The following is a 23,821-nucleotide window of genomic DNA, read 5'->3' on the forward strand; positions in this document are numbered from 1 at the left end:
CACGTTTCACGTTTCAGGTTTTAGGTTTCACGTTCGCAACGATAACTTGGAACATGAAACCTAAAACCTGAAACTATTATTTACTCTTCGTTTTTACTTTCGTTGAATTTCTTCACGATTTCTTTTAATTTTTCTTTACGGGCAATTTCAGCTTGTTTGGCTTTCGCTTGTGCTTTATGCAATTTATCATTGTGTTTTTTAATGTTCTTTTCGTTATTACGTCCCATTACACTTCTCTTTTAATTTGTTCTAACGTTTTTTCAGTAAAAATCAATTCGCTGATGATTTGTTTTCTCAAATCATCAATATGGTCATAATCAAAATGTTTTGCCCAATTGGTAAGCTGCTGCAGGTTTCTAATCTGTTTTAATCTTTTTGCTGTTTCAAAACTCGTTCTTAAAATTGCTTTTCCGTCATATTCGGGATTATTTTTGTGCTCATAATTGGCCAAATTATTTTCGAAATCAGCTTTTATATAATACAGTTTTTCTTCGGCATTGTCTGGATAAAACTCTTCCCACTTTGCAAAACCAATTTTAGTCTTCGATTCAGTTTCAGGATTACGGGCAATTAAGCGCCATTTACTATTGGCTAATCTACCCCAATGATTCGAAACCCGGTACATTCCTTCTTCTGTATAATAATACGTACTTCCAGCTTTGCTTTCAAATTGTTTTTTTAATCCTTTAATTGAATCTGGAAGAACTTCGTTAAAAGCACAAAACGTATTTTTAAAAGAATTAGGGTGTGGCTTAAAATTTTTCTGCATGTGCAAATATACTCAGATTGCACTGAACTCCCTAAAACATTAATTGCTTACCTTTGCCTCTTAATTTCAAAATAAAAAATCATGTCTAAAGATTCACAACAAAAAATGCCGCAAAAAGGAGTTTTTACGGGTATTATCGAAAAAGATGAAAATAATAATTACTTCTGTGGAGAATATCTTTTAGACTATAAAATGGTTCAAGCCAAATTTGAGGTTGGAGATTGGATTACGATAAAATCTGTTATTGAAAATCCAAGCGACATCAGCTACGATAAATATCCTAAAAAATCAAGAAACTTCGATAAAGCGAATCATAAGCCGGAATAAAACAACTTTTATTATGAATTATGAGTTTTTATTATTTGCGTTTAATAAAGTTATTTATAATTCATAAGGAATATTTTTTCGATCAAAACTGAAAAGTTAAAAAAAAGTGTACCTTTGCAAAAAATTTATCGATTTGAACTAATTAATATCGATTTCAAACTAATAGACAAGTAGTTACCTTTTATTTATGAAAAAAATAGTTGAATACCGTAAGTTACTAAACGTAGAGAAAACTGCAGAATTAAAAGATTTAAAAACAATTTATCGTAATGCGATGAAAGAATCTCATCCTGATAAATTCGTAGGAGATGACGCTGGTCTTAAAGCTGCTGAAGAAAAAAGTAAAACAATTATTGAAGCTTACCACTTTTTAGTAAGTATTCACCCTGATACAATCAAACTTAATTTACCTGAGTACACAGAAACAATTTCAACTTGTTCTATCACAGATTATAAATTTGTTGAAGGTCGTTTAATTATTGATTTTTCTAACGGAAGCGTTTACGAATACATAAGTGTTCCAAAAGCAACTTACGTGAAAATGGTAAATGCAGATTCTCCTGCAAGATTTGCAAAAAGACATATTTTAAACTCTTTTACCTGGAGAAAGAAAACAAATCAGGAATAAAATTACATTATACATATTTTTTAAAGCATTCTGACACCAGGATGCTTTTTTTATACCTATAAAACACCAAATTGTTTAATCTGATTCTGAATAACGACACAATAATTTGTTTTATCAGTACTTAAAAAACGATAAAGCCTTACATACAAGCCTTTTGAGCTAAAAAAAACTATAACAAAATTTTAGGCTGCAAAATAGTTGATGTTTTATATTTTTAAATACTTTTGTTGCGCAAATCAATTAACTAATTAATTTTTTATAATGAAAAAAGTATTTTTTTTACTTACAGCTTCTTTAGCGATAATTTCATGCAGCAAGGTTAAAGACGGTGAATACCTTATTACCGGAACTGCAAAAGGTATTGCTAATGGAAAAACAATTATCCTTCAGGGGCAAGACCCTGTAACAATGGCTCCGGTAGCTCTAGATACTGTAAAAGTTGAAAACGGAAAATTTGAAATAAAAGGAAAAGTTACTGAACCTGCTTTTCATATTTTACTTGTTCAGGACGTACAAGGTCAGGTTCCATTTATCTTAGAAACTGGTGAAATTAAAATCGAAGTAGATAAAGACAGTATCCACAAATCTAAAATTGCAGGAACTTACAGCAATGATGAATACGTTAAATTCAACGAAGATCTTGTAAAAGTTCAGAAAAAATTAATGGATTTCCAGAAAAAAAACACTCAGACTATGCAAGCTGCTCAACAAAAACAAGACACAGCAGTTATCAATAGTTTAATGAAAGAATACACAGTTATCCAAACTGAAGTTCAGGCAGAATCTAAAAAGAAATATACAGCTTATGCTGAAACACACCCTAAATCATTCATTTCTGCTTTAATTATCCAAAGTTTAATCAATGATCCATCTGCTGATTTCAAAAAAACAGAAGCTTTATACAACTCTTTGGATGAGTCTTTGAAAAATACAAAACCTGGAAAAAGCATTAAAGAAAAAATCGGCCAGATGAAATTGCCTGCAGTAGGTGCAGGAGCAGCTCCGGTTGGAAGTCCTAAATGAAGAGCAGATTTTTCAGCTCCTAACCCTGAAGGCAAAGTAATATCGCTTAAAGAAAGTTTAGGAAAAGTAACAATTGTAGACTTCTGGGCGTCATGGTGTGGACCATGCCGAAAAGAAAATCCGAATGTTGTGGCAATCTACAAAGAATTTCATTCGAAAGGATTGAATATCGTTGGAGTGTCTCTTGACAAGGAAGCATCGGCCTGGAAAGAAGCCATAGCAAAAGACAATCTTAGCTGGACACATGTTTCCAACTTAAAATATTGGGAAGAACCAATTGCAAAACAATATAATGTAGAATCTATCCCTGCAACCTTTATACTTGATTCGTCAGGAAAAGTTGTTGCGCAGGATTTAAGAGGACCAGAATTGAGAGCGAAAATCATTGAGCTTTTAGCAAAAAAATAATAACAAAAACTCCGGATTGATCCGGAGTTTTTTATTTTACTTGCCTTACACTAATTTATCCGGATTGATGTAACCGTGTCCGGCTCTAAAAATCTCTAAATTATTCCCGTTAAATGAAGCTGCGTCACAGGCTTTAAAAAGTTTTCTTCTGATCGAAATAATATCTAAATCAGGCTCTTTCTCTAATATTTTCATTACTAAAGACGCCACATAAGGCGCCGCCATACTACTTCCACTTTTAGAAGTCAGCTTATTTGACGCCCTGTTTTCCCTGCCTGATGAAGAACAGGATGATTTTATTTTAAAACCCGGTGCCACAAGTTCTGGCTTCATACGCCCATCGGCTGTTGGTCCTGAACTACTAAAAGCCAAAATTGTTTTTGCATCATCATTTTGATTATACGCCCCAACTACAATACTGTATTTTGAATTACAAATGGAATTAGTTGTGTGTGTCTTGTTGGCAACTGCAGGCAAAAAAATCGATTGTCCTCCGTCATCCCGTTCAATATAACAATGGTATCGTCCATTTTTAACGGTTTTTCCAATTAGTTCAACTGTCCAGAATTTAGAATTCAGCCTTCCATTAACTAAAATATTTATTTGGTTTTTTCCTGTATTGGGTTCTTTGCATCTGTGCAGGCAAATACCAATCTCCTCTTTTCCTTTTATAATCAATTCATCTTTAAAAGGTGTTGACGATAATAATATTTTTTGATCATCATCATAAATGTTCACACTCAGAACATCCTCGCCATGATACCAGATTTCCATTTCATTTGGAGTCCGGTCATGTTTTTTAAACATCCACGGAATTTTAATTTTCTGATTCTGTTTAATATCACCGTATGTATGCGCATTTGCCTGATGATAATTCCCTGTACTTTGTACTATTGCCGTTCCTTTTCTATTAGTCACAATATAATCTATAACTTGTTCAAACAAGGTTAGTCCCATGTGTGCATCTCCATGACCTCCCAGACTCATGTTTATTACCAATGGCCGCTCAACCGCTTGTTTAACAATAAAATACAACCCGTCACATCCTTTTACCGAATCTCCAAGCGATAAATTGGATCCGTTTACATAATTAGTCCCCATATCAACTGCTATGATAGAAGCGTTCGGAGCAAAGCTTTTGGGAGCGACTGCACCATTCCCACAGGCAATTCCAAGCACATGGGTTCCGTGAGTTCCGCTACCAAACAAATCAGATTTCCCCGGATGATATCCCAGCTTCTTAAACGGAAACTCGTCTGCCAAAGCTTCATTGATTTGTGCCTGATTAATTATTCTTCCGTATCCAAATTCATTGCCATCATATCGATCAGACTGCACCCATATTTTTTCAAAACGTGTCTTGCCATTGTTAATAAAATCAGGATGAGTAAAATCAAAACCAAAATCAATAATTCCAAACACCACTTTTGAAACTGTATCGCTTAAAACCTCATTTTTCTTATCCAAAATCTGTACCTCCGGATTAAGTTCAATATCGTCATTAACAGGAATAACACTAGGCGCTTTGAGGCTTTTTACTTTTTTACTGTTATAAATAGGACATAAAAAACGACGTTGGGTCCTAATACTTACAATACTTCCAAATTCTGAAATGATTTTACAGTGATCAGGATACTCTTTTTCCTTTTCTAAACGCATCAGTAATGATAATTCTTCGTCAGGATTACCATATAATATAACTTTAAGTCTTGGATCCATCAATTATGTTTTAAGATTTCAATTCTACATCATTCGTAGCATCTTCATTTTTAATACCCTCTAATGTTAATACATTTGAAGTCTCACTATTTCCTGTTTTGAGAGAAGACGTTTCAGAATCCTTTCTTGCAACATTGTTTCCTATTTCTTTAACAGCAACCTTTTTACCTGTAAATTTATCACCCTCACTTCTGGCTTTATTTTCGATAATCAAATAGCTGAGTATTGGATTTTCTGAAATCATACCAGTCAAAAGCGCTGTATTCGTTATTTCCTGATTTCCCTGAACATTATAAAAGCTCGCTCTGCTATTTGCTATCACATAGCTGATTAATAAATTAAATGGATTCATCTTTTTTATTTTAAAGGTTAATAAACAAAAGGGCAATTGCGTATCAATCGCCCTTTTATAGATTTACTTATTCATCATCATCATCATGACAATAGGAAGCATTGTATTTGAATCTGACTTCTTATCCTTATTTTGCTCATTAATCAGTAATATCATAGGCAGCATCATATTCATGTTATCTGATTTTCCGGAACCAGAATCACCCATCGTAGTCATCATAGGCAACAATAAAGACATCGTCTGGTCAACTTCTATTGGATTTTTACCATCTTTTGATGTCACAGTATGAACTGCATTTATTCCTTCTCCAACAGATGTTACCTGTAAGTTTTCCATATTCAGTTTCGGCTGGTTAAGCAAAGACCCCATCATACTCATCATTTGCATATTCTTTAAAACCTTGGTTTGGTTTTCGCCTTTACGGGCATCAATTTTTGCCAGTTCTGTATGCTTCTGATCTAATGCAACCAAGGTTTTATTAGTTGCCAATGATGTTTTTTTCAACTCATTTACCTGACTTGAAATCGCATCCAAAGATTTTTTCAATTCGCTTTTGGTTGCATAATCATTTGCTCTTCCGCTTAAAGCTTTCCCGAAATTAGATCTTTGTTTTACAGCCGAACTTACATTTGGTCTAATTCCTTTTATAGAAGGTCTTCTTCTTTTAGCCGCTTCATCAAAGCTTTCGTCATAACTTTCTAACAAATCTTCACCTAAAAGATCTTCGTTGTAATAGTCTTCATTTAATAAATCTTCATCTAAATAACTTTCGAAATAATTCATAATTTTAAATATTAATGGTTAATTTTTATTGAAATAATGTTTGTTATATTTTTGGATTGCAGGCTGGATATATCTATTAAAAAGAATAAAATCTGGAATATTATTGCCCGGCTTTCCTGTGCCAAAACATTCAGAACAATCACTATTTTCGCCAAAACATTCTGAACAGGCACCAATGGCTTTTGCTAAATCATCGTTTTGATTTAATTCGAATTCCAACTGAAATTTTAACCCTTCTATAATGGTAAAAAGTTTATGATTTATCTTTTTTATTTTCCTGATTTTTTCTTCAAGTTCTAAATCAATTTTTGGAATTTCTTTTTCTTCTTCCGGTTCTTTTTTTTCCATCATGGGCTGCATAATCTCAAAATATTTAGCCATTTCAGGATTATGTTCTTTCAAATATTCCAAATAAGCATCCATTGTATAATTTTTTTAAATTTTATAAACTAGCAATAGAGTTTTCAAGTCTATTAATTCTGTTAGGAGTATTTGTACCCACAAACTGACCATATTGATCTACATAGTAATCCTCTGTTGGGATCAATCCACCGTTATAATATTCATACAGAATGTTTTCAGTCAGATAGTTCACACTTTCTATCAATTCGGCAAATGAATGGCTTTCGATAGGAGACCCCGGACTTGCAGTTCCTAAACTTTGTTGTGCCTGACCTGCCTGAAATTGTGGGTTATTAATTACACCTCCTAATTGATTGTACAATCCCTGTATTCTATTGATATCCTGTGCTGCCTGAGGGCGTAACTGCACCGGATTATCCTGTACATATTGCTGAATTGCAGGAAGTGCTGCCCTGCCCGCATCTGCCACATATCGGGTAGCACTATTCCAGGCCTGACTTACTGGTGAAGGTGCCGGTCTGCGTCTGGGTGTATTATTAGCCGGTCTGCGCTGTGGCTGTGGCGATACAGGTCTTCGTTGCGGCTGGCGGCTATTGTCTAATGCAGCGCTTCCCGCTCCTGCCAGATTACTTACTAAACCTCCTACTGCACCACCAATTTGCGGAGCACCAAAATAAGTTCCGACAGCAGTGCCTACTATTGGAGCCACTGCAGAAACACCACGCAAAACTCCGGAACCAATATTACTTGCCACATTTCCTAAACTTGACCAAAACCCTTCTGCCTCACTTTCAGTCATTTGATCTACTTTTGATAATAGAACATCCTCTAATTCGTTTTCGCTCAAATTTGAATATTCAGGCCCTAAAACATATCTTACAGCTTCAAAATAATTGTCTTCGCTGAATGATTCTCCTTGAAAAACTTCATGATATAAACTCATAATTTTTAGTATTATAATTAGCTCTTACTCTTTTAACAGGTTTTTCAGATTTCACCTGTTCATTTTGTGCACCAAATGAACGATGTAAAATTCATTTTATTTATTTTCTTACAAAACCGTCTTTGCACCCATTTTTTTAAATAAATTTACCCTACAAAAAAAGGGTGTATTTCCCCTTTGTTTTTGTAAGAATTTAAAATAATTTTGCTTCATTGATTTACACAAATCACTATTTAACAACAACATAACCAATTAACAATTAAAAAAATGGAAAAGAAATCTGAAAGACCGAGTCAGTTAATCACAAAAAAATTTGCTAAGGAATTACATTTGAATTTTATGAAATACCGGGCAAGAATAATTTCGAAATACATCCAAAAAGAAGATGCAAATGCCGTTTGGTTTTCTATAGAGGAACTCGAAAATTATATTGATTACGCAAAAGCAAAAGGAGAAAAGAAAGGATATAATGTAAACGGAATACGATTTTACTTTGGTGTGTATCCTGATGAAAAAAAATATGCTGAAAAAGCAGGTTTATCGACCATTTTTTTAACAGCTACAGGAAAAAGAGTCAAAATACCTGCAACAACAAACAATATACAACCTCTTGCTTTAGTTCGTGAAAGCGCAGATGAAGAAATACCAGGTCTTGAACCAATGAATTATGGAAGTATCGGTAATCCGCCAAAACTAACATATTAGAAAAATCATGTTTGAATTTTTAAGATTTTATACTGTCTACTTAGCTCTGGCTTCAGGAATCATTGGTTTGATTTCATGGCATAAACTTCCTGTCAAGAAAGCTAAATTTTTAGTAATTTTGATATGGTTTTCTGCTGTAATAGAAAAAGTGGGATATTATTTTACTGCATGGACAGGCATCTTAAATTATTATGTATTTAATTTTTATATGCTGGTCAGTTTTTCCGCCTATATATTACTTATAAGGAGTATTTTATCAAAGCCAAATCATCGAAAAGTAGGGTTATTAAGTTTTATACTTTTTATTGTATCATTTTTTCTAAATACTTTATATTTTAAAGAAGATCTAAACCATTCATACACTTACAGTTTTGCCATTGGAGTCCTTTTAATTATGATATTATCCTGCTTGTATTTAGTAGAAATTTTTAATTCAGACAAAATATTAAATTTTAAAAAATCGGTTTTTTTTTGGTACATATTAGGAATTTTAGTTTTTCATGTACCATTTCTGCCCTTTATGCTTGCTTTAAACTGGATTTTGATTAAACATGACGAATCCATTTTTAGTCTGGTAGTGTTCATTTTAAATGCATTGGCACACAGCTGCTATATTATCGGATTTTTATGGAGCGAAAAGAAATACAACTATTAGTCATTTCGTTAAGTATTGTTTTTTTAACTTTACTAATAACCCTGCTTGTTATATTCTTTTATTTTTTAAAGAAGAAAAACAATTACATGGTTGAGAAAATGGAATCAGAGATGTATTTTCAGTCTGAATTGGTTAAAACCAGGATTGAAATTAAGGATCAGACCTTAAGTGAAATCAGCAAAGAACTTCACGATAATATAGGTCAGATTATTTCTGTTGGTATCATGCAGCTCAACAGGTATATTAATGCAGGTCAGCCTGTTTTAGTCAATGAACTGAATGACCTTAAAGAAATATTAGCCAAATCATTAGACGAGATACGAATTTTATCCCGCATAATCAATAAGGATAATTTACTGCAGAGCAATTTCATCGAAGCCATAAAACAAGATCTTGAGCGTATAAAAAAATTAAAAAGCATCCAGTACAACTATACTCTTACAGGAGAAATACCTCAGATCAGCAAAGAACACGATTTATTTATTTATAGAATTTTTCAGGAAGCGCTGCACAACAGTCTTAAGCATTCACACAGTGACTTATTTGAAGTAAATATTAATACCACTGACTCCCTTTTTCGATTAAAAATGAAAGATTTCGGAATTGGCTATGATACAGCTCAGCTAAATTCCGGACTGGGTTTAAACAACATGAAATTAAGAGCCAAACTAATTGGGGCAGCCTTAATAATGGAATCAGATTCATCAGGAACTACCGTAACTTTAGAATATCCCTTAACCGAAAACAATGAAACCTAACACTAAAAATAAAATTATTATTGTAGATGATCATCAGCTTTTTTCACAATCCTTAGAGCTTTTAATCAACAGTTTTAAAGATTTCGAGGTTACCAATCATTTTGCAAATGGTAAAGTATTCATTTCCTATTTACAAGAAAATACAAGCGCAGAAATCGATTTGATTCTATTAGATGTCAACATGCCTGTATTGGATGGTGTAAGCACTATGAAATGGATAAAAGAAAACAGACCAGATCTAAAAGTAATTGCCCTTTCAGTAAACGATGACGAAGAGATCATTATCAAAATGATAACTAACGGAGCAAAAGGTTATTTACTAAAAGATACTTCGCCCGAAATTTTTAAAGATGCCATTATTTCTGTAATTGAAAAAGGGTTTTATTTTACAGAATTAGTTTCCGGAATGTTGGTCAAAAAAGCTAATGATGATTCTAAAAAAATTAATTTAAAAGAAAGAGAAATCACTTTTATAAAACATGCCTGCAGCGAAAAAACATATAAAGAGATTGCTTCAGAAATGTGTTTAAGTCCAAAAACAATTGACGGATACCGGGAATGTTTATTTGACAAACTGGAAATCAAAACCCGAATTGGATTGGTTTTATACGCTGTCAAAAACAAAATCATTTTAGTATAGTGGCAAACTAAAACAAAAAACCTGTTTATTTCTAAACAGGTTTTTTTTATATATTTAAAATAAATTATTTTACAAATTCAATTTTTTGAGCTTCTTCTTCATTAACACTATCGAAGAATCCTTGTTCATTCATCCAGTCATCGCTAAATACTTTACTCATATAACGTGAACCATGATCTGGAAAAATAGCAATTATATTACTGTCCTTGGTAAACTCACCTTCCTCTGCATATTGTTTGATAGCCTGCATCACAGCTCCTGAAGTATAACCTACAAACAAACCTTCTTTACGGGTGATCTCCCTGGCTGTATGGGCACTTTCCTCATCTGTAACTTTCATGAACTTATCGATAATATCGAAATCAGTTGCAGACGGAATTAAGTTTTTACCTAAACCTTCAATACGGTAGGGGTAAATTTCCTTAGTATCAAATTCTCTTGTTTCGTGGTATTTTTTCAAAACCGATCCAAAAGCATCAACCCCTAAGATTTTAATATTTGGATTTTGTTCTTTTAAGAATTTTGCAGTTCCTGAGATCGTTCCTCCTGTTCCGCTACAGGCAATAAGATGCGTTATTTTTCCTTTTGTCTGCTGCCAGATTTCAGGACCTGTAGTATTGTAGTGGGCATCAATATTCAATTGATTAAAATACTGATTGATATAAACTGAACCTTTTGTTTCTTCGTGTAAACGTTTTGCTACATTATAATAAGATCTTTCGTCGTCTGCAGAAACATGAGCCGGACAAACATACACTTTTGCTCCTAAACTCCTCAACATGTCAATTTTATCTTTCGAAGATTTTGAACTTACTGCCAGTATACAGTTGTAACCTTTTATAATACTTACCATAGCCAAACTGAAACCTGTATTACCTGACGTCGTTTCAATTATGGTATCACCTGGAGATAAAATTCCTCTTTTCTCCGCTTCTTCAAGGATATATAATGCTATTCTATCTTTTGACGAATGTCCCGGATTAAAAGCTTCTACCTTTGCGTAGAAATTTCCTTCTAACCCTTCGGTGACTTTATTTAGTTTAATAAGCGGTGTGTTGCCAATTAATTCTAAAACGTTATTATAAGCATTTATTTCTTCTTTCATAAAAAAATAGTTAATCGAAGGTATTTTTAAATTACCCTGATACGTTGCAAATTTAACAAAAAATTTCTAATTAGCTTTTAATTTTCTCTAAATCTAATAAAAAACTAAATTCCTTCGCTAAGTCTTTTAAAGCCTGAAAACGTCCCGAAGCCCCACCATGACCAGCATCCATGTTAGTATTCAAAAACAATAAAGAATCATTTGTTTTTAAACTTCTAAGTTTGGCCACCCATTTTGCAGGCTCCCAATATTGCACCTGCGAATCGTGCAATCCTGTTGAGACATACATGTTAGGATATTTTTGTTCTTTTATATTATCATAAGGTGAATACGATAACATATAATCATAATATTTTTTATTGTTTGGGTTTCCCCACTCATCATATTCTCCTGTTGTCAGAGGTATACTGTCATCCAGCATTGTTGTCACAACATCTACAAACGGAACCTGAGCTATAATACCATTGTACAACTGAGGAGCTTCATTTACAATCACTCCCATCAAAAGTCCGCCGGCTGATCCTCCTTCTGCATACAAATGATCTTCAGAAGTATATTTCTCGTTTATTACAAATTTAGAGCAATCGATGAAATCTGTAAAGGTATTTTTCTTTTTTAACAGTTTTCCGTCTTCATACCATTGTCTTCCTAAGTCCTCACCTCCCCTAATATGGGCAATCGCATACACAAAACCGCGGTCTAAAAGCGAAAGCCTCGTAGACGAAAAATACGTATCCATCGTAATTCCATAAGATCCGTAAGCATAAAGCAGTAAAGGATTTTTTCCGTTTTTCTCCAGTCCTTTTCTGTAAACCATAGAAACAGGCACTTTTACCCCATCTCTTGCTGTAGCCCATATACGCTCTTCAATATAATTCTCTTTATCAAATTTGCCTCCTAAAACCTCCTGTTCTTTTAAGATTTCTTTCGTTTTAGTCTTCATATTAAAATCAATTACAGAAGACGGCGTTGCCAGCGACTGATAACTGTAACGCAATATATCGGTATCAAAATCAATATTTGTTGTGGTATAGGCATTATAAGTTTCGCTTCCAAAAGGCAAATAATAATCTTCCTCACCACTCCAGGACATAATTCTGATATGATTCAGACCGTTTGAACGCTCTTCAATAACTAAATAATTTTTGAAGATTTCAATATCTTCCAGTAAAACATCTTCACGATGCGGAATCAGATCTTTCCAGAATTTTTTCTCTGTTCTGTTTTCCGGTGTTTTCATCAACTTGAAGTTTGTTGCCTTGTCCTTATTCGTCAAAATATAAAACGAATCATCGTAGTGTGAAATACTATATTCTAAACCACGAACTCTTGTCTGAAATACTTCAAATTCACCATCCGGATTGTCCGAATTCAGAATTCTGTACTCTGTTGTCAAAGTACTTCCTGAACCGATGACAATATATTTCCTTGATTTTTCTTTACTAATTGAAACATTAAACGTATCGTCTGTTTCATTAAAAACTAAAACGTCTGCTGTTGAATCTGTATTTAATTTATGTCTGAATACTTTATCAGAACGTAATGTAACCTCATCTTGTCTGACATAAAAAATGGTCTTATTGTCATTTGCCCAAACTGATCCTCCGGTTGCATTTTCGATTTTATCAGCTAAAATTTCTCCTGTTTCCAAATTTTTAACCTGAATGGTATAAATTCTCCTTCCTACAACATCAGTTCCAAAACTCGCAAATTTATTATCAGGACTTATGCTCAGACCACCTAATTTAAAGTAAGCATGCCCTTTTGCCATTTCATTGCAATCAAACATGATTTCCTCATCTGCTGAAAGACTTCCTTTTTTTCTGGAAAAAATAGGATAATCCTGCCCGGTTTCAAAACGTGTGATATAAAAATATCCATTATAAAAATAAGGGACAGACGAATCATCTTCTTTAATTCTGGCTTTCATTTCCTCGTACAAAGAGTCTTGTAGCGCATTGGTATGCTCAGTCATCTTCTCATAGTAATCATTTTCCTTGTTGAGATAATCAATAACTTCAGGATTCTCACGATCGTTAAGCCAAAAATAATTATCGATTCGGGTTTCTTTATGTTTTTTTAATGATTTAGGAATTTCTTTTGCTTTTGGAGCTACTATATCTTTTTGCATTGATTAATTAAGCATTAGTTTTAATAAGAAAGGCAAAAATAGTATAATCACAACAGAACGAAAATTAATTTTTTCATAAAATATTTTATTGTAATCCTATAGCAATATACTAATTTTGTATGAAATAATTTAAAAAAGAAACAAAAAATGGATTTAATGGGAATGATGGGTAAACTTAAAGAAACCCAACAAAAAATTGAAGATACAAAAAAGCGTTTGGATACTGTTTTAATTGATGAACAAAGCACTGACGGATTATTGAAAGTTACTATTACTGCCAGCCGAAAAATAAAAACAGTTTCTATTGATGATTCTTTGTTAGAAGACAAAGAACAACTGGAAGATTATTTAATCGTAACCCTAAATAAAGCTATCGAAAAAGCAACAAGCATAAACGAGCAAGAACTTGACGCAGTTGCAAAAATGGATATGCCAATGATTCCGGGAATGGATAATCTTTTTAAGTAATTTTTTTTTTGTTTCAAGTTTCAAGTTTCAAGTTAATCACTGATACAAAACCTGAAACTTGAAACAAAATAAACCTGAAACAGAAAACTACTTAGAACTTCTGAAGCGTGTCAATTACATAAGTATGCATCACTTCTTTATAATCCAAATGTGTAACAATTCGAAGTTTATTGTGTCCTAATGAACTTATAAGTATATTTTTCTGTTTTAACTTTTCAATCAACAACTGATCGCTGTAACCTTCGGCCAATGAAAAAATCAAAATATTAGTTTCTACAGGCTCAATAGCAGCCACCCAAGACTTTGTTTTTAAAACTGTTGCAATTTCCTTAGCTCTTCTATGATCTTCGGCCATTCGCTCAATATTGTGTGCCAACGCATATAAACCTGCTGCTGCCAAATAACCAACCTGACGCATTCCCCCACCCAGTATCTTCCTGATTCTTAACGCTCTGTGAATATCTACTTTGGTTCCAAGCAAAATAGAGCCTATTGGAGCACCTAATCCTTTTGATAAACAAACCGAAATAGTATCGAAAATAGCTCCAAATTCTTTCGGATTTTGTCTTTTTGCTACCAATGCATTCCAAATTCTGGCTCCATCCAGATGAAACTTCAAATTATTAGCTTCACAAACTTTTTTTATTTCTCTTAAATCTTCTAATTCATAACAGGCTCCACCACCTTTATTCGTAGTATTTTCAACACAAACTAAACTCGTTAACGGAGTGTGATAAAACTCCGGATCATTGATTGCTGCAGCCACCTGAGCCGCATTTATCATACCTCGGTCTCCATCTAACAAACAGCATGAAACTCCGCTGTTAAAAGAAACTCCACCGCCTTCATAGTGATAAATATGAGCGTATTTATCTGCAATTAATTGTTCTCCGGGTTGTGTGTGTAATTTAATAGCGGTTTGGTTCGCCATAGTTCCAGAGGGGAAAAAAAGTCCAGCTTCCATACCAAAAAACTCAGCCACTCTGGTCTCTAACTCGATAACCGTCGGATCCTGTCTGTATACATCATCGCCAACATGAGCGTTGAACATATACTGTAACATTTCGTAGCTAGGCTTAGTAATGGTGTCGCTAATTAAATTTATTTCCATATTCTAAAAACTATATCTTATTTTTGTACGCAAAATTACGTATTACTGTTAGTTATTACTTGCCTGTTTTAATAATTTTAACTTGCGAATTTCTACAGAACCAAATTAACGTAATAATTCTAAAAAACATATAAAACTTAGTAATTAATTTATGACAACAGCCGAACAAGTAAAAGGTATTGTGGAGCGCCTTGGTGCGTTGAGGAGGTATCTTTGACGTTGATGCCAAGCTAATCGAAATTGCAAACGAAGAAGAAAAAACTTTTGCACCAGACTTTTGGAACAATCCAAAAGAAGCTGAAAATATTGTAAAAAATCTTCGTAACAAGAAAAAATGGATTGAAGATTATGATAAAGCTGTCTCTCTTACAGACGAATTGCAGCTTGCTTATGATTTTTATAAAGAAGGAGAACTTTCTGTAGACGAGCTCGACGAACAATATGATGTAACTCAGTCTCATATAGAAAATATTGAGTTCAAAAACATGCTTTCTGACGAGGGCGACAGTTTGAGCGCTGTAGTTCAAATAACTGCAGGAGCTGGCGGAACTGAAAGCTGTGACTGGGCCGGAATGCTGATGCGTATGTACATGATGTGGGGAGAAAGTTATGGTTACAAAATCAAAGAACTTAACTTTCAGGAAGGCGATGTAGCCGGAATTAAAACCGTAACTTTAGAATTTGAAGGAGATTATTCTTTTGGATATTTAAAAGGAGAAAATGGCGTACACCGCTTAGTTCGTATTTCGCCTTTTGATAGTAATGCAAAACGCCATACTTCATTTGTGTCTGTTTATGTCTATCCTCTTGTCGATGACAGTATTGAAATTGATATTAATCCTGCGGATATTGAGATCACAACTTCTCGTTCCAGCGGTGCCGGAGGGCAGAACGTAAACAAAGTTGAAACGAAAGTCCAATTGGTTCACAAACCAACCGGAATTCAGATTCAATGTTCTGAAACTCGTTCGCAGCAAGACAACAGACAGCGCGCTATGCAAATGCTTCGTTCTCAATTGTATGAAATTGAGTTAAAAAAGCAACAGGCACAACGTGCTGATATTGAAGCCGGAAAAATGAAAATTGAATGGGGTTCGCAAATTCGTAATTACGTAATGCAACCTTATAAATTAGTAAAAGATGTCCGTACAGGTTACGAAACCAGCGATGTTGATGGTGTAATGAACGGAAATATTGATCCTTTCCTCAAAGCCTATCTGATGATGATGGGACAGAAAGAGGAAGAATAGGAATTGACTGTATTCAGTCGCAGTTTTCAGTTAACTGAGACTGAATACTGAGACTGAACTGAGACTGAAAACTTAAAAAAATTAGTTATGATAAAATGGGCCGATGTAATTCATTTTACAAATAAAGGAAATCCAACTCCTGAAAAACGAGTTGAGAAAACGGAGGAAGAATGGAAACAGTTTCTAACGCCTGAAGAATTTCAGGTAACACGTTTAAAAGGTACCGAAAGATCATTTAGTTCCGAACTTTGCAGTTTATTTGACCCGGGAATCTACGAATGTAAATGCTGTGGCACGCTGCTTTTTGATGCCTCTGAAAAATTTGAATCAGGAACCGGATGGCCTTCTTTTACTCAGCCAATCAAAGAAAATGCGATTGGATATCATGCCGATAAATCATACGGAATGATTCGTGTAGAAGTAACCTGTAATGTATGCGATGCACATTTAGGACATGTTTTTCCGGATGGACCTCCACCCAGTGGTTTAAGATATTGTATCAATGCTGTTTCGTTATCCAAAATCAAAGAATAATTATACTAAGCGATTTCCTTCTAAAAAAGGGAATCGCTTTTTTTTAATCTTCACAAAATAAATCAATTAACAAAACAAATGTAAGTCTGTACTTAACAATAAAAAAAAATATTCACACTCATATAACTTTAAGATAATTCTCCTTAAAACACAATAAGTACACCTTCAAATATTTAAACAAGTTTTAAAAAATTAATAGTCAAAATGTTAATTTTTCAATATTTAGGCTTTTATTTTTAATTTTTATTAAGAAACCTGAAAATTTAATTAGGTAATTAAAATCTAATTCATTTTATTTGGCAAAAATTAACTCTAAGTCCAATTAAATATTCAATGAAATCCTATTCAATTCAAGAAATTAATGAAGTGATTAATGGCGTAATATACGGCTCTACTTCTCAAAGTATAACAGCAACCGAACAATTAGAAAAAGCAACAACTTCGGAAATTTCATTTATAGGAAATAAAAAATACGAAAAATACTGGTCAGCATCAAATGCTTCAGTAGCAGTCGTTAATGAAGATATTTCAATTGAACCAGGGGAGAATCGTGCTTTCATTAAAGTAAAAAATGCCGATTTGGCCATGTCTCAAATTCTGGCTCTTTTTGCTCCGCCTACTCCAATATTCCACACAAACATCCATAAAACAGCAACGATTGATGAAACTGCAATTATTGCTGAAGGCGCAAAAATAGGTGCCGGCTGTTACATTGGTCCAAAAGTTGAAATTGGTGCCAATGTTACTATCTACCCTAACGTTACAATTTTAGACGAATGTACTATTGGTAAAAACACCATTATCTGGTCGGGAACCGTAGTTCGTGAGCGTTGTCATATTGGGAACGATTGTATTATTCACCCAAATGCGACAATTGGTGCCGATGGTTTTGGATTTCGTCCATGCAGCGAAAAAGGGCTGGTAAAAATTCCACAAATTGGAAATGTAATCATTGGAAACGGAGTTGAAATTGGGGCAAATTCCTGCGTTGACCGTGGAAAATTCAGCTCAACAATTCTGGGAGATGGCTGTAAAATTGATAATTTAGTTCAAATTGGACATAACAGCAAACTCGGAAAGTTCTGTATTATGGCAGGAAACAGTGGTTTAGCAGGTTCTGTAACATTAGGTAATGGCGTTATTATTGGCGGAAGCGCTTCTATAAAAGACCACACTACGATTGGAGACGGAGCTGTAATTGGTGCCGGATCAGGGGTTACAGGTGATATTGCAGCCGGAAAAACCATGCTAGGATACCCCGCTGTTGAGGCTCGGGATGCATTAAAACAATGGGCTATTTTGAAACGAATGGTTTGTGAATCCAAAAAATAATTTAATCATCTATTAATAGTAAGAAACAGAAGCTGAAAACTTCTGTTTTTTTTGTTTACGGCAATTTATAACGCTTCGAAATTAACTTCTATTTTGTAAATTAGCCAACACTATTTTTCAAAATCAATACTACATCATGGATTTAAACTTCAATAAAAACGAAGATCACAATAAACTTTTACTTTCTGAATTAAAACAAAAATTTGCCAAAGTAAAATTAGGCGGGGGTGAAAAAAGAATCGCAAAGTTACACTCTGAAGGTAAAATGACGGCGCGTGAAAGAATCGCTTATTTATTGGATGAAAATTCTAAAAGTATTGAAATTGGAGGATTTGCCGGCGAAGGAATGTATCAGGAGCACGGCGGATGTCCCTCAGGAGGTGTTGTCGTTAAAATTGGTTACATTAAAGGAAAACAATGTATTGTGGTTGCCAATGACGCTACTGTAAAAGCCGGAGCCTGGTTTCCTATCACAGGAAAGAAAAACCTTCGTGCTCAGGAAATCGCAATAGAAAACAGACTTCCGATCATTTATCTTGTGGACAGCGCGGGAGTTTATCTGCCAATGCAGGATGAAATTTTTCCGGATAAAGAACATTTCGGACGTATTTTTAGAAACAACGCTCAAATGAGCAGTATGGGTATTACTCAAATCGCTGCCGTAATGGGTAGCTGCGTTGCCGGTGGTGCTTATCTGCCAATTATGAGCGACGAAGCTTTAATTGTAGACAAAACAGGAAGTATTTTTCTTGCAGGAAGTTATCTGGTAAAAGCTGCAATTGGTGAAACCATTGATAATGAATCTTTAGGCGGTGCAACTACACATTGCGAAATTTCAGGTGTGACCGATTATAAAGCTAAAGATGATAAAGACGCTTTAGATAAAATCAAAAATATTGTAGACAAAATTGGTGATTTTGATAAAGCTGGTTTCAGCAGAATCAAAGCTGAAAAACCTGCTTTAGATCCTAATGAAATTTATGGAATCCTTCCAAAAGCCAGAACCGAACAATATGATATGATGGAAATCATCAAACGTTTAGTAGACAATTCTGAATTTGAAGCTTATAAAGAAGGTTACGGACAATCTCTAATTACAGGTTATGCACGAATTGACGGCTGGGCTGTCGGGATTGTTGCCAACCAAAGAAAAGTCGTAAAAACCAAAAAAGGTGAAATGCAGTTTGGAGGCGTTATTTATTCAGACAGTGCGGATAAAGCCACTCGTTTTATTGCCAACTGCAATCAGAAAAAAATTCCGTTGGTTTTTTTACAAGACGTTACCGGATTTATGGTGGGTTCAAAGTCTGAACATGGCGGAATCATTAAAGATGGCGCCAAAATGGTAAATGCCGTAAGTAACTCTGTTGTGCCAAAATTTACTGTTATTATCGGAAATTCTTATGGAGCAGGAAACTATGCCATGTGCGGAAAAGCTTATGATCCCCGATTAATTTTTGCCTGGCCAAGTGCAGAACTTGCCGTAATGGGAGGAACGCAGGCTGCAAAAGTATTGGCACAAATTGAGGCTTCTTCGCTTAAAGCGAAAGGAGAAATAGTAGACGAAGCCAAAGAAACAGAACTATTCAACAAAATAAAAGCACGCTACGACGAGCAGACTTCACCCTACTACGCCGCTTCAAGGTTGTGGACAGATGCAATCATTGATCCGTTAGAGACCCGAAATTGGATTTCGCTTGGAATCGAAGCTGCGAATCACGCTCCTATTGAGAAACAATTTAACTTAGGAGTGATTCAGGTTTAGATTTAGGAATTCTCAACAAGACGTTAAATAAAAAGTAAAAAACTTATTTTCAGGCTATTAAAAATAAATATCTGATTAAAAATTAGTAACTTAGTATATAATTTTTAATCCGGTAGCATCATGGAAAATGTAAAAAGTTTGAATAAATGGGCGAATGCGCACACTTATTTACCATTGGATTTAGTACGTATTGTTTTGGGTGTTTTTTTATTTATGAAAGGCGTTTCGTTTGTCACGAATGCTCAGTACCTGCATGATTTGATTTCTCCTATTGATCAGTATGGAGGCGGAATGTTTCTTTTGCATTACATCGCCCCTGCTCACATGATTGGCGGAATAATGATTGTCTTTGGCCTGTTGACCCGTTGGGCAATTGCTGCGCAGTTGCCTGTATTATTTGGTGCCGTACTTATCAATTTTATGGGACGTATGCACTCCGAAAGCCTGATTCTGGCTATAATTGTATTATTACTTTGTATCTTCTTTTTATTCTATGGAGGAGGAAAACATTCTGCAGACTATTACTTCAAAATGCAGCAATAAGATAGATTTATCCCCAACTCATTAAGTTGGGGATAAATTATAAAAAACGTTTTTTTAAGAAGTAATTAGCAATTTAAATTTTCTTAATTGTGTTTTATGAACTATATTCGCCGCCATGGACTGGATTCGTAAAACCGTTATTTTTGTATCACTTTTGATGATGGGAATTTTTGCCTCTCAGGCATACGACCTTCCTGTACAAAAAACTGAAAACCAAAAGACGGACAGCAATTTCTCTAAAGACATTGCCGATTCATCAGCCTTTATTCAGCCTCAGGGTAGTTATCAATTTGCTGCCAGCATCAAAACAGATTATCCTGTAATTATTAAATGGTTCGACTCTTTACTGCCTATTCTTCCGCAGCATAAAAGTATCAAAACATCATTTGACTTAACGCGTCAATTTTCTATTCAGAGCAAAAAAATAGCATTACTGCTCTATGCCTTCCACTTTTTTTGGTAGATAAATCTATGAAATTTTGGGCGGAAAGAATTCTTTTCCGTAACTACTGAACTGTTTTCTTCCTGAAAACTGTTTACAATTTCATATTATTTACCAAATTTAAAAATCATGGAAACAAGTATCACTATAATAGGTATTGTGATTGCGATCATAGTAGCCATTCCTATTTATTTTTCTGCACGATCAAGCGCTGCAAACAAATCTAAAATACTGAATATCAAAAAGAAATTCAATCCAAACAATCCTGAGCATTTTGATTTGACAGAATCTCAAAACAATAAAACACTTACTATTGACTCCAAAAATAGAAAGTTTATCCTGATGAATTTCAATCCGAAACAACAGGAATCGATTTATGTCGATTTAAAAAGCGTTTCGTCCTGTAAACTGGTTTTAACTACTGAAGGAAACTCTGACACTATTCTTAAAATAGATTTTGAGTTTCAGGAAAAAGAAAGTTCAAAAAAAATTACCATACCATTCTATGATTTCGATGATGATCGCATCAAGCAGATAAGCGCTTATCAGGATCATCAGTTTGCAAAAAAATGGCTTAAAATTATTCAGGATTCCATTTGATTCATTTCACGTTAGTTAGTTATTTAATTCAGAAAAGAGGCTCGTAAATGAGTCTCTTTTTTTTAATGGGTAATATGATATTTATCATTTTAATTTTTAAAGTGATAAAGTAATTTTGATTCCTAAATTGTTTTTTATGGAAATTTCACTGATTCAAAAATACAATGTTCCGGGACCAAGATACACGAGTTATCCAACTGTTCCTTATTGGAATGAAAACGATTTTACCCAGCAAAAATGGATAGAATCACTCCAAAAATCATTCGCAGAAAGCAACTCAAAAAATGGAATCAGTTTGTACATCCATTTACCTTTTTGTGAAAGCATGTGTACTTTTTGCGGGTGCAATAAACGAATTACAAAAAACCATTCTGTCGAAGAAAAATACATTCAGGCTGTTTTAAAAGAATGGAGTCTGTATTGCAATTTACTTTCTGAAAGGCCCATTATAAAAGAAATTCATCTGGGAGGCGGAACCCCTACTTTTTTCTCTGTAAACAATTTAGAGAACCTCATAAACGGCATTTTTAATTTAGCCGAGAAAGCTGAAAATTACGAATTCAGTTTTGAAGGTCATCCCAACAATACAACTTACGAACAGCTAAAAAAACTCTATGATTTAGGCTTTCGCAGGGTAAGTTTTGGCGTTCAGGATTATGCCGAAAAAGTACAAAAAGCGATTCATCGCAATCAGCCGTTTCATAATGTAGCCAAGGTTACTTTCTGGGCAAAAGAAATTGGTTACACTTCTATCGGACATGATATCATATTCGGACTGCCTTTTCAGACCATAGAAAATGTTATTGACACTGTTGAAAAAACAAATTCCTTAAAACCGGACCGACTGGCTTTTTACAGTTATGCACATGTGCCGTGGATTAAAGGAAACGGACAGCGCGGTTTTAACGACGAGGACTTACCAAAAGATGCCGAAAAAAGAGAACTATACGAAACCGGAAAAAAATTACTTTCAAAATATGGCTATCATGAAATTGGTATGGATCATTTTGCTTTAGCCTCTGATAGTTTGTATAAAGCTGCACATAATAAAGAATTACATAGAAATTTTATGGGTTACAGCGCCTCCAAAACACAATTGATGATTGGTTTAGGCGTATCTTCTATTAGCGACAGCTGGTACAGTTTTGCACAAAACAATAAGAATCTTGAAGAATATTATCAATTGATAGACGCAGACCAGCTTCCGGTCGTGAAAGGTCATATTTTAAATAATGAAGACCTGATTATTAGAAAACACATCCTTAATTTGACCTGCACTCTTGAAACTTCCTGGAGTGCAGATTTTTTATATTTTAAAGAACTTCCGGATGTTTTGATGTCTTTAAACGAAATGGAAAGAGATCAGTTAATTGTAATTGAAAACAATAAAATCAGCATTACAGAAGCCGGAAGACCATTTGTACGCAATATCTGTATGGCTTTTGATTTGCATTTAAAAAGAAAATCACCGGAGACTAATTTGTTTTCGATGACGGTTTAAAAAGAAATGGTTGTTTTTACTATGAATGGATATTTTATGTTACAGGTAATTTAAACCGAAAAAGATTATATTTGGAAAAATATAAGACGAAACAAGTTAGCCGTCAGTTTGATAGAACCGAAACGAAAGCGAGAATTAACAGTTAAAAAATAAATATGAAAGAATCTAAATTTTACGACGTACAAACAACTACAGGAAACAAAACTATTAACATAAATAATATTGCACTTATTGAAGATTCCACGATTGGAACTAAAATTACAATGGACGTAAAAGATGAAGATGGAAACCATATTGTTTTTATATCTCAACTGCCTTGGTCTACAATAGCTTCGGAAATTAGTCAATTGGACGTGCTTCAAAAGCAACTATAGATTGTCTGTCTAAGTTTTGCGAGATAAAAAGAATAATATATCTAGCATCTGTAATTGACAAACCGTTTAAAAGTTTGGCGAATTGTAATGCTTTACTTTGAAGTTTTTCTGAACTTGTATTTTCTAACATAACTTAATTTTTTAATTTTAATTCGCTTTGACGTCGCGGAATTATAAACCACTTTATATGAATGAAATAAGTCAACTTATTAAAATATCAAAATTTTTACAATGTTTAGCTTACTTTCTATTTGTATTTATTTGGGGAGAAGTTATTTTTTACTTCACAAATTATTCTTCACCAGGACAATTATTTTACAATGAATATAGGGCAAACGGTATTTCACTTTATCTAGGTAGCATTTTAATTTTAAGTATTATACTTTCAGTACAATCAAAAAGAATAAGTGACATCGCTAATCGCATAAAGAAAACTGAATAAAAAAGAAAAGCCGAACCGCCAACACACGTAGCTGTTGCACAACCCTCCTTAAAAAATAAACTTTATAAAAAAAAACATAAAAAGAGACCTCTTTTAAAGCGATTTAAAGGAGGTTTATTTTTTTAGTAAAGTTTTGTTTTCAAAAAAAAG

Annotated in this window: 27 protein-coding genes and 1 pseudogene; 17 read left to right on the forward strand and 11 right to left on the reverse strand. The window is 34.0% G+C overall.

Annotation, left to right across the window (positions count from 1 at the left end; all coding sequences use genetic code 11):
• Positions 1 to 80 precede the first annotated feature (80 nt).
• Positions 81 to 227, reverse strand: a complete 147-nt coding sequence (locus tag AAEO57_RS19840; protein ID WP_008467810.1) for a hypothetical protein — start codon at positions 225 to 227, stop codon at positions 81 to 83.
• Positions 227 to 769, reverse strand: a complete 543-nt coding sequence (locus AAEO57_RS19845; protein WP_341694772.1) for a hypothetical protein — start codon at positions 767 to 769, stop codon at positions 227 to 229. Before AAEO57_RS19845 ends, AAEO57_RS19840 begins: the two co-directional genes overlap by 1 nt.
• Before the next feature lie 81 nt (positions 770 to 850).
• Here AAEO57_RS19845 and AAEO57_RS19850 point away from each other — a divergent pair, with 81 nt between their 5' ends.
• The 4 genes and pseudogenes from AAEO57_RS19850 to AAEO57_RS19865 form a co-directional block, all read left to right on the forward strand.
• The gene (locus AAEO57_RS19850) at positions 851 to 1,096 is read left to right on the forward strand and encodes a hypothetical protein (RefSeq protein ID WP_341694773.1); all 246 of its coding nucleotides are present in this window, start codon (positions 851 to 853) and stop codon (positions 1,094 to 1,096) included.
• A gap of 187 nt (positions 1,097 to 1,283) precedes the next feature.
• Positions 1,284 to 1,724 carry a KTSC domain-containing protein gene (locus AAEO57_RS19855; protein ID WP_341694774.1) on the forward strand — a complete coding sequence of 147 codons (441 nt, stop codon included), beginning with the start codon at positions 1,284 to 1,286 and terminating at the stop codon, positions 1,722 to 1,724.
• 261 nt (positions 1,725 to 1,985) lie between these two features.
• Entirely contained in the window at positions 1,986 to 2,747 is a 762-nt protein-coding gene (locus tag AAEO57_RS19860; RefSeq protein WP_341694775.1) for a DUF4369 domain-containing protein, read from the forward strand.
• Between the two features lie 18 nt (positions 2,748 to 2,765).
• Positions 2,766 to 3,155, forward strand: a pseudogene (locus AAEO57_RS19865) (peroxiredoxin family protein); the annotation flags it as partial.
• 45 nt (positions 3,156 to 3,200) lie between these two features.
• Here the strand turns inward: AAEO57_RS19865 and AAEO57_RS19870 are convergent.
• The 5 genes from AAEO57_RS19870 to AAEO57_RS19890 all read right to left on the reverse strand — a co-directional run bounded on the left by AAEO57_RS19870 (position 3,201) and on the right by AAEO57_RS19890 (position 7,315).
• Positions 3,201 to 4,874 carry a S8 family serine peptidase gene (locus tag AAEO57_RS19870; RefSeq protein ID WP_341694776.1) on the reverse strand — a complete coding sequence of 558 codons (1,674 nt, stop codon included), beginning with the start codon at positions 4,872 to 4,874 and terminating at the stop codon, positions 3,201 to 3,203.
• 10 nt (positions 4,875 to 4,884) lie between these two features.
• The gene (locus tag AAEO57_RS19875; protein WP_341694777.1) at positions 4,885 to 5,226 is read right to left on the reverse strand and encodes a hypothetical protein; all 342 of its coding nucleotides are present in this window, start codon (positions 5,224 to 5,226) and stop codon (positions 4,885 to 4,887) included.
• Between the two features lie 63 nt (positions 5,227 to 5,289).
• Positions 5,290 to 6,009 (reverse strand): hypothetical protein, encoded by a 720-nt coding sequence (locus AAEO57_RS19880; RefSeq protein ID WP_341694778.1) that lies wholly within the window; start codon positions 6,007 to 6,009, stop codon positions 5,290 to 5,292.
• Between the two features lie 18 nt (positions 6,010 to 6,027).
• Complete coding sequence (locus AAEO57_RS19885; RefSeq protein WP_341694779.1) at positions 6,028 to 6,432, reverse strand: hypothetical protein; 405 nt, start codon at positions 6,430 to 6,432, stop codon at positions 6,028 to 6,030.
• 19 nt (positions 6,433 to 6,451) lie between these two features.
• Positions 6,452 to 7,315, reverse strand: coding sequence for a hypothetical protein (locus tag AAEO57_RS19890; protein ID WP_341694780.1), 864 nt, complete (start codon positions 7,313 to 7,315; stop codon positions 6,452 to 6,454).
• Between the two features lie 267 nt (positions 7,316 to 7,582).
• On the opposite strand from AAEO57_RS19890, the gene AAEO57_RS19895 reads away from it, so the two are divergent.
• From AAEO57_RS19895 to AAEO57_RS19910, 4 genes are all read left to right on the forward strand, one after another.
• Positions 7,583 to 8,020: a hypothetical protein gene (locus AAEO57_RS19895; RefSeq protein WP_341694781.1), complete on the forward strand. Its 438-nt coding sequence runs from the start codon at positions 7,583 to 7,585 to the stop codon at positions 8,018 to 8,020.
• Between the two features lie 7 nt (positions 8,021 to 8,027).
• Positions 8,028 to 8,675: a hypothetical protein gene (locus AAEO57_RS19900; protein WP_341694782.1), complete on the forward strand. Its 648-nt coding sequence runs from the start codon at positions 8,028 to 8,030 to the stop codon at positions 8,673 to 8,675.
• A 98-nt stretch (positions 8,676 to 8,773) separates the two neighbouring features.
• Positions 8,774 to 9,433, forward strand: a complete 660-nt coding sequence (locus tag AAEO57_RS19905; RefSeq protein WP_341694783.1) for a sensor histidine kinase — start codon at positions 8,774 to 8,776, stop codon at positions 9,431 to 9,433.
• Positions 9,423 to 10,073 carry a response regulator gene (locus AAEO57_RS19910; RefSeq protein ID WP_341694784.1) on the forward strand — a complete coding sequence of 217 codons (651 nt, stop codon included), beginning with the start codon at positions 9,423 to 9,425 and terminating at the stop codon, positions 10,071 to 10,073. Before AAEO57_RS19905 ends, AAEO57_RS19910 begins: the two co-directional genes overlap by 11 nt.
• 64 nt (positions 10,074 to 10,137) lie before the next feature.
• Here AAEO57_RS19910 and capA read toward each other — a convergent pair whose 3' ends face one another.
• Together capA and AAEO57_RS19920 are read right to left on the reverse strand one after the other, a co-directional pair.
• The gene (capA, locus tag AAEO57_RS19915; RefSeq protein WP_341694785.1) at positions 10,138 to 11,178 is read right to left on the reverse strand and encodes a cysteate synthase; all 1,041 of its coding nucleotides are present in this window, start codon (positions 11,176 to 11,178) and stop codon (positions 10,138 to 10,140) included.
• A gap of 70 nt (positions 11,179 to 11,248) precedes the next feature.
• Positions 11,249 to 13,309, reverse strand: a complete 2,061-nt coding sequence (locus AAEO57_RS19920) for a S9 family peptidase (protein WP_341694786.1) — start codon at positions 13,307 to 13,309, stop codon at positions 11,249 to 11,251.
• Positions 13,310 to 13,456: 147 nt separating this feature from the next.
• On the opposite strand from AAEO57_RS19920, the gene AAEO57_RS19925 reads away from it, so the two are divergent.
• Positions 13,457 to 13,777 carry a YbaB/EbfC family nucleoid-associated protein gene (locus AAEO57_RS19925; RefSeq protein WP_341694787.1) on the forward strand — a complete coding sequence of 107 codons (321 nt, stop codon included), beginning with the start codon at positions 13,457 to 13,459 and terminating at the stop codon, positions 13,775 to 13,777.
• Between the two features lie 91 nt (positions 13,778 to 13,868).
• On the opposite strand, the gene AAEO57_RS19930 is transcribed toward AAEO57_RS19925, so the two are convergent.
• The gene (locus tag AAEO57_RS19930; protein ID WP_341694788.1) at positions 13,869 to 14,888 is read right to left on the reverse strand and encodes a threonine aldolase family protein; all 1,020 of its coding nucleotides are present in this window, start codon (positions 14,886 to 14,888) and stop codon (positions 13,869 to 13,871) included.
• Between the two features lie 151 nt (positions 14,889 to 15,039).
• Here AAEO57_RS19930 and prfB point away from each other — a divergent pair.
• The 8 genes from prfB to hemN all read left to right on the forward strand — a co-directional run bounded on the left by prfB (position 15,040) and on the right by hemN (position 22,855).
• A protein-coding gene (gene prfB / locus AAEO57_RS19935; RefSeq protein ID WP_341694789.1) for a peptide chain release factor 2 occupies positions 15,040 to 16,138 on the forward strand; the annotation gives its coding sequence in 2 pieces (ribosomal slippage) (positions 15,040 to 15,102 and positions 15,104 to 16,138; 1,098 coding nt in all).
• Between the two features lie 87 nt (positions 16,139 to 16,225).
• Complete coding sequence (gene msrB, locus AAEO57_RS19940; protein WP_341694790.1) at positions 16,226 to 16,672, forward strand: peptide-methionine (R)-S-oxide reductase MsrB; 447 nt, start codon at positions 16,226 to 16,228, stop codon at positions 16,670 to 16,672.
• A gap of 333 nt (positions 16,673 to 17,005) precedes the next feature.
• The gene (gene lpxD, locus AAEO57_RS19945; RefSeq protein WP_341694791.1) at positions 17,006 to 18,004 is read left to right on the forward strand and encodes a UDP-3-O-(3-hydroxymyristoyl)glucosamine N-acyltransferase; all 999 of its coding nucleotides are present in this window, start codon (positions 17,006 to 17,008) and stop codon (positions 18,002 to 18,004) included.
• Between the two features lie 136 nt (positions 18,005 to 18,140).
• Positions 18,141 to 19,769 carry an acyl-CoA carboxylase subunit beta gene (locus tag AAEO57_RS19950; protein ID WP_341694792.1) on the forward strand — a complete coding sequence of 543 codons (1,629 nt, stop codon included), beginning with the start codon at positions 18,141 to 18,143 and terminating at the stop codon, positions 19,767 to 19,769.
• A gap of 120 nt (positions 19,770 to 19,889) precedes the next feature.
• Positions 19,890 to 20,312 carry a DoxX family protein gene (locus AAEO57_RS19955; protein ID WP_341694793.1) on the forward strand — a complete coding sequence of 141 codons (423 nt, stop codon included), beginning with the start codon at positions 19,890 to 19,892 and terminating at the stop codon, positions 20,310 to 20,312.
• Between the two features lie 115 nt (positions 20,313 to 20,427).
• On the forward strand, positions 20,428 to 20,775 hold the full coding sequence (locus AAEO57_RS19960) for a hypothetical protein (protein WP_341694794.1): 348 nt from the start codon (positions 20,428 to 20,430) through the stop codon (positions 20,773 to 20,775).
• 108 nt (positions 20,776 to 20,883) lie between these two features.
• Positions 20,884 to 21,354 (forward strand): hypothetical protein, encoded by a 471-nt coding sequence (locus tag AAEO57_RS19965; RefSeq protein ID WP_341694795.1) that lies wholly within the window; start codon positions 20,884 to 20,886, stop codon positions 21,352 to 21,354.
• 136 nt (positions 21,355 to 21,490) lie between these two features.
• Complete coding sequence (hemN, locus tag AAEO57_RS19970; RefSeq protein ID WP_341694796.1) at positions 21,491 to 22,855, forward strand: oxygen-independent coproporphyrinogen III oxidase; 1,365 nt, start codon at positions 21,491 to 21,493, stop codon at positions 22,853 to 22,855.
• A gap of 339 nt (positions 22,856 to 23,194) precedes the next feature.
• On the opposite strand, the gene AAEO57_RS19975 is transcribed toward hemN, so the two are convergent.
• Complete coding sequence (locus tag AAEO57_RS19975; RefSeq protein ID WP_341694797.1) at positions 23,195 to 23,359, reverse strand: hypothetical protein; 165 nt, start codon at positions 23,357 to 23,359, stop codon at positions 23,195 to 23,197.
• Between the last annotated feature and the right edge of the window lie 462 nt (positions 23,360 to 23,821).

This window comes from Flavobacterium calami, from assembly GCF_038290035.1.
GTDB lineage: Bacteria > Bacteroidota > Bacteroidia > Flavobacteriales > Flavobacteriaceae > Flavobacterium > Flavobacterium calami.

What these genes read in the sequence shown, in the direction of transcription:
- AAEO57_RS19900 (WP_341694782.1), top strand. Translation starts at nt 8,028, where the DNA reads ATGTTTGAATTTTTAAGATTTTATACTGTCTACTTAGCTCTGGCTTCA.
- AAEO57_RS19840 (WP_008467810.1), bottom strand. Translation starts at nt 227, where the DNA reads ATGGGACGTAATAACGAAAAGAACATTAAAAAACACAATGATAAATTG.
- AAEO57_RS19875 (WP_341694777.1), bottom strand. Translation starts at nt 5,226, where the DNA reads ATGAATCCATTTAATTTATTAATCAGCTATGTGATAGCAAATAGCAGA.
- AAEO57_RS19885 (WP_341694779.1), bottom strand. Translation starts at nt 6,432, where the DNA reads ATGGATGCTTATTTGGAATATTTGAAAGAACATAATCCTGAAATGGCT.
- AAEO57_RS19920 (WP_341694786.1), bottom strand. Translation starts at nt 13,309, where the DNA reads ATGCAAAAAGATATAGTAGCTCCAAAAGCAAAAGAAATTCCTAAATCA.
- AAEO57_RS19845 (WP_341694772.1), bottom strand. Translation starts at nt 769, where the DNA reads ATGCAGAAAAATTTTAAGCCACACCCTAATTCTTTTAAAAATACGTTT.
- msrB (WP_341694790.1), top strand. Translation starts at nt 16,226, where the DNA reads ATGATAAAATGGGCCGATGTAATTCATTTTACAAATAAAGGAAATCCA.
- AAEO57_RS19930 (WP_341694788.1), bottom strand. Translation starts at nt 14,888, where the DNA reads ATGGAAATAAATTTAATTAGCGACACCATTACTAAGCCTAGCTACGAA.
- AAEO57_RS19860 (WP_341694775.1), top strand. Translation starts at nt 1,986, where the DNA reads ATGAAAAAAGTATTTTTTTTACTTACAGCTTCTTTAGCGATAATTTCA.
- AAEO57_RS19905 (WP_341694783.1), top strand. Translation starts at nt 8,774, where the DNA reads ATGGAATCAGAGATGTATTTTCAGTCTGAATTGGTTAAAACCAGGATT.
- AAEO57_RS19925 (WP_341694787.1), top strand. Translation starts at nt 13,457, where the DNA reads ATGGATTTAATGGGAATGATGGGTAAACTTAAAGAAACCCAACAAAAA.
- capA (WP_341694785.1), bottom strand. Translation starts at nt 11,178, where the DNA reads ATGAAAGAAGAAATAAATGCTTATAATAACGTTTTAGAATTAATTGGC.
- AAEO57_RS19895 (WP_341694781.1), top strand. Translation starts at nt 7,583, where the DNA reads ATGGAAAAGAAATCTGAAAGACCGAGTCAGTTAATCACAAAAAAATTT.
- AAEO57_RS19965 (WP_341694795.1), top strand. Translation starts at nt 20,884, where the DNA reads ATGGAAACAAGTATCACTATAATAGGTATTGTGATTGCGATCATAGTA.
- lpxD (WP_341694791.1), top strand. Translation starts at nt 17,006, where the DNA reads ATGAAATCCTATTCAATTCAAGAAATTAATGAAGTGATTAATGGCGTA.
- AAEO57_RS19950 (WP_341694792.1), top strand. Translation starts at nt 18,141, where the DNA reads ATGGATTTAAACTTCAATAAAAACGAAGATCACAATAAACTTTTACTT.
- AAEO57_RS19960 (WP_341694794.1), top strand. Translation starts at nt 20,428, where the DNA reads ATGGACTGGATTCGTAAAACCGTTATTTTTGTATCACTTTTGATGATG.
- AAEO57_RS19910 (WP_341694784.1), top strand. Translation starts at nt 9,423, where the DNA reads ATGAAACCTAACACTAAAAATAAAATTATTATTGTAGATGATCATCAG.
- AAEO57_RS19975 (WP_341694797.1), bottom strand. Translation starts at nt 23,359, where the DNA reads ATGTTAGAAAATACAAGTTCAGAAAAACTTCAAAGTAAAGCATTACAA.
- AAEO57_RS19880 (WP_341694778.1), bottom strand. Translation starts at nt 6,009, where the DNA reads ATGAATTATTTCGAAAGTTATTTAGATGAAGATTTATTAAATGAAGAC.
- AAEO57_RS19855 (WP_341694774.1), top strand. Translation starts at nt 1,284, where the DNA reads ATGAAAAAAATAGTTGAATACCGTAAGTTACTAAACGTAGAGAAAACT.
- AAEO57_RS19850 (WP_341694773.1), top strand. Translation starts at nt 851, where the DNA reads ATGTCTAAAGATTCACAACAAAAAATGCCGCAAAAAGGAGTTTTTACG.
- AAEO57_RS19870 (WP_341694776.1), bottom strand. Translation starts at nt 4,874, where the DNA reads ATGGATCCAAGACTTAAAGTTATATTATATGGTAATCCTGACGAAGAA.
- AAEO57_RS19955 (WP_341694793.1), top strand. Translation starts at nt 19,890, where the DNA reads ATGGAAAATGTAAAAAGTTTGAATAAATGGGCGAATGCGCACACTTAT.
- AAEO57_RS19890 (WP_341694780.1), bottom strand. Translation starts at nt 7,315, where the DNA reads ATGAGTTTATATCATGAAGTTTTTCAAGGAGAATCATTCAGCGAAGAC.
- hemN (WP_341694796.1), top strand. Translation starts at nt 21,491, where the DNA reads ATGGAAATTTCACTGATTCAAAAATACAATGTTCCGGGACCAAGATAC.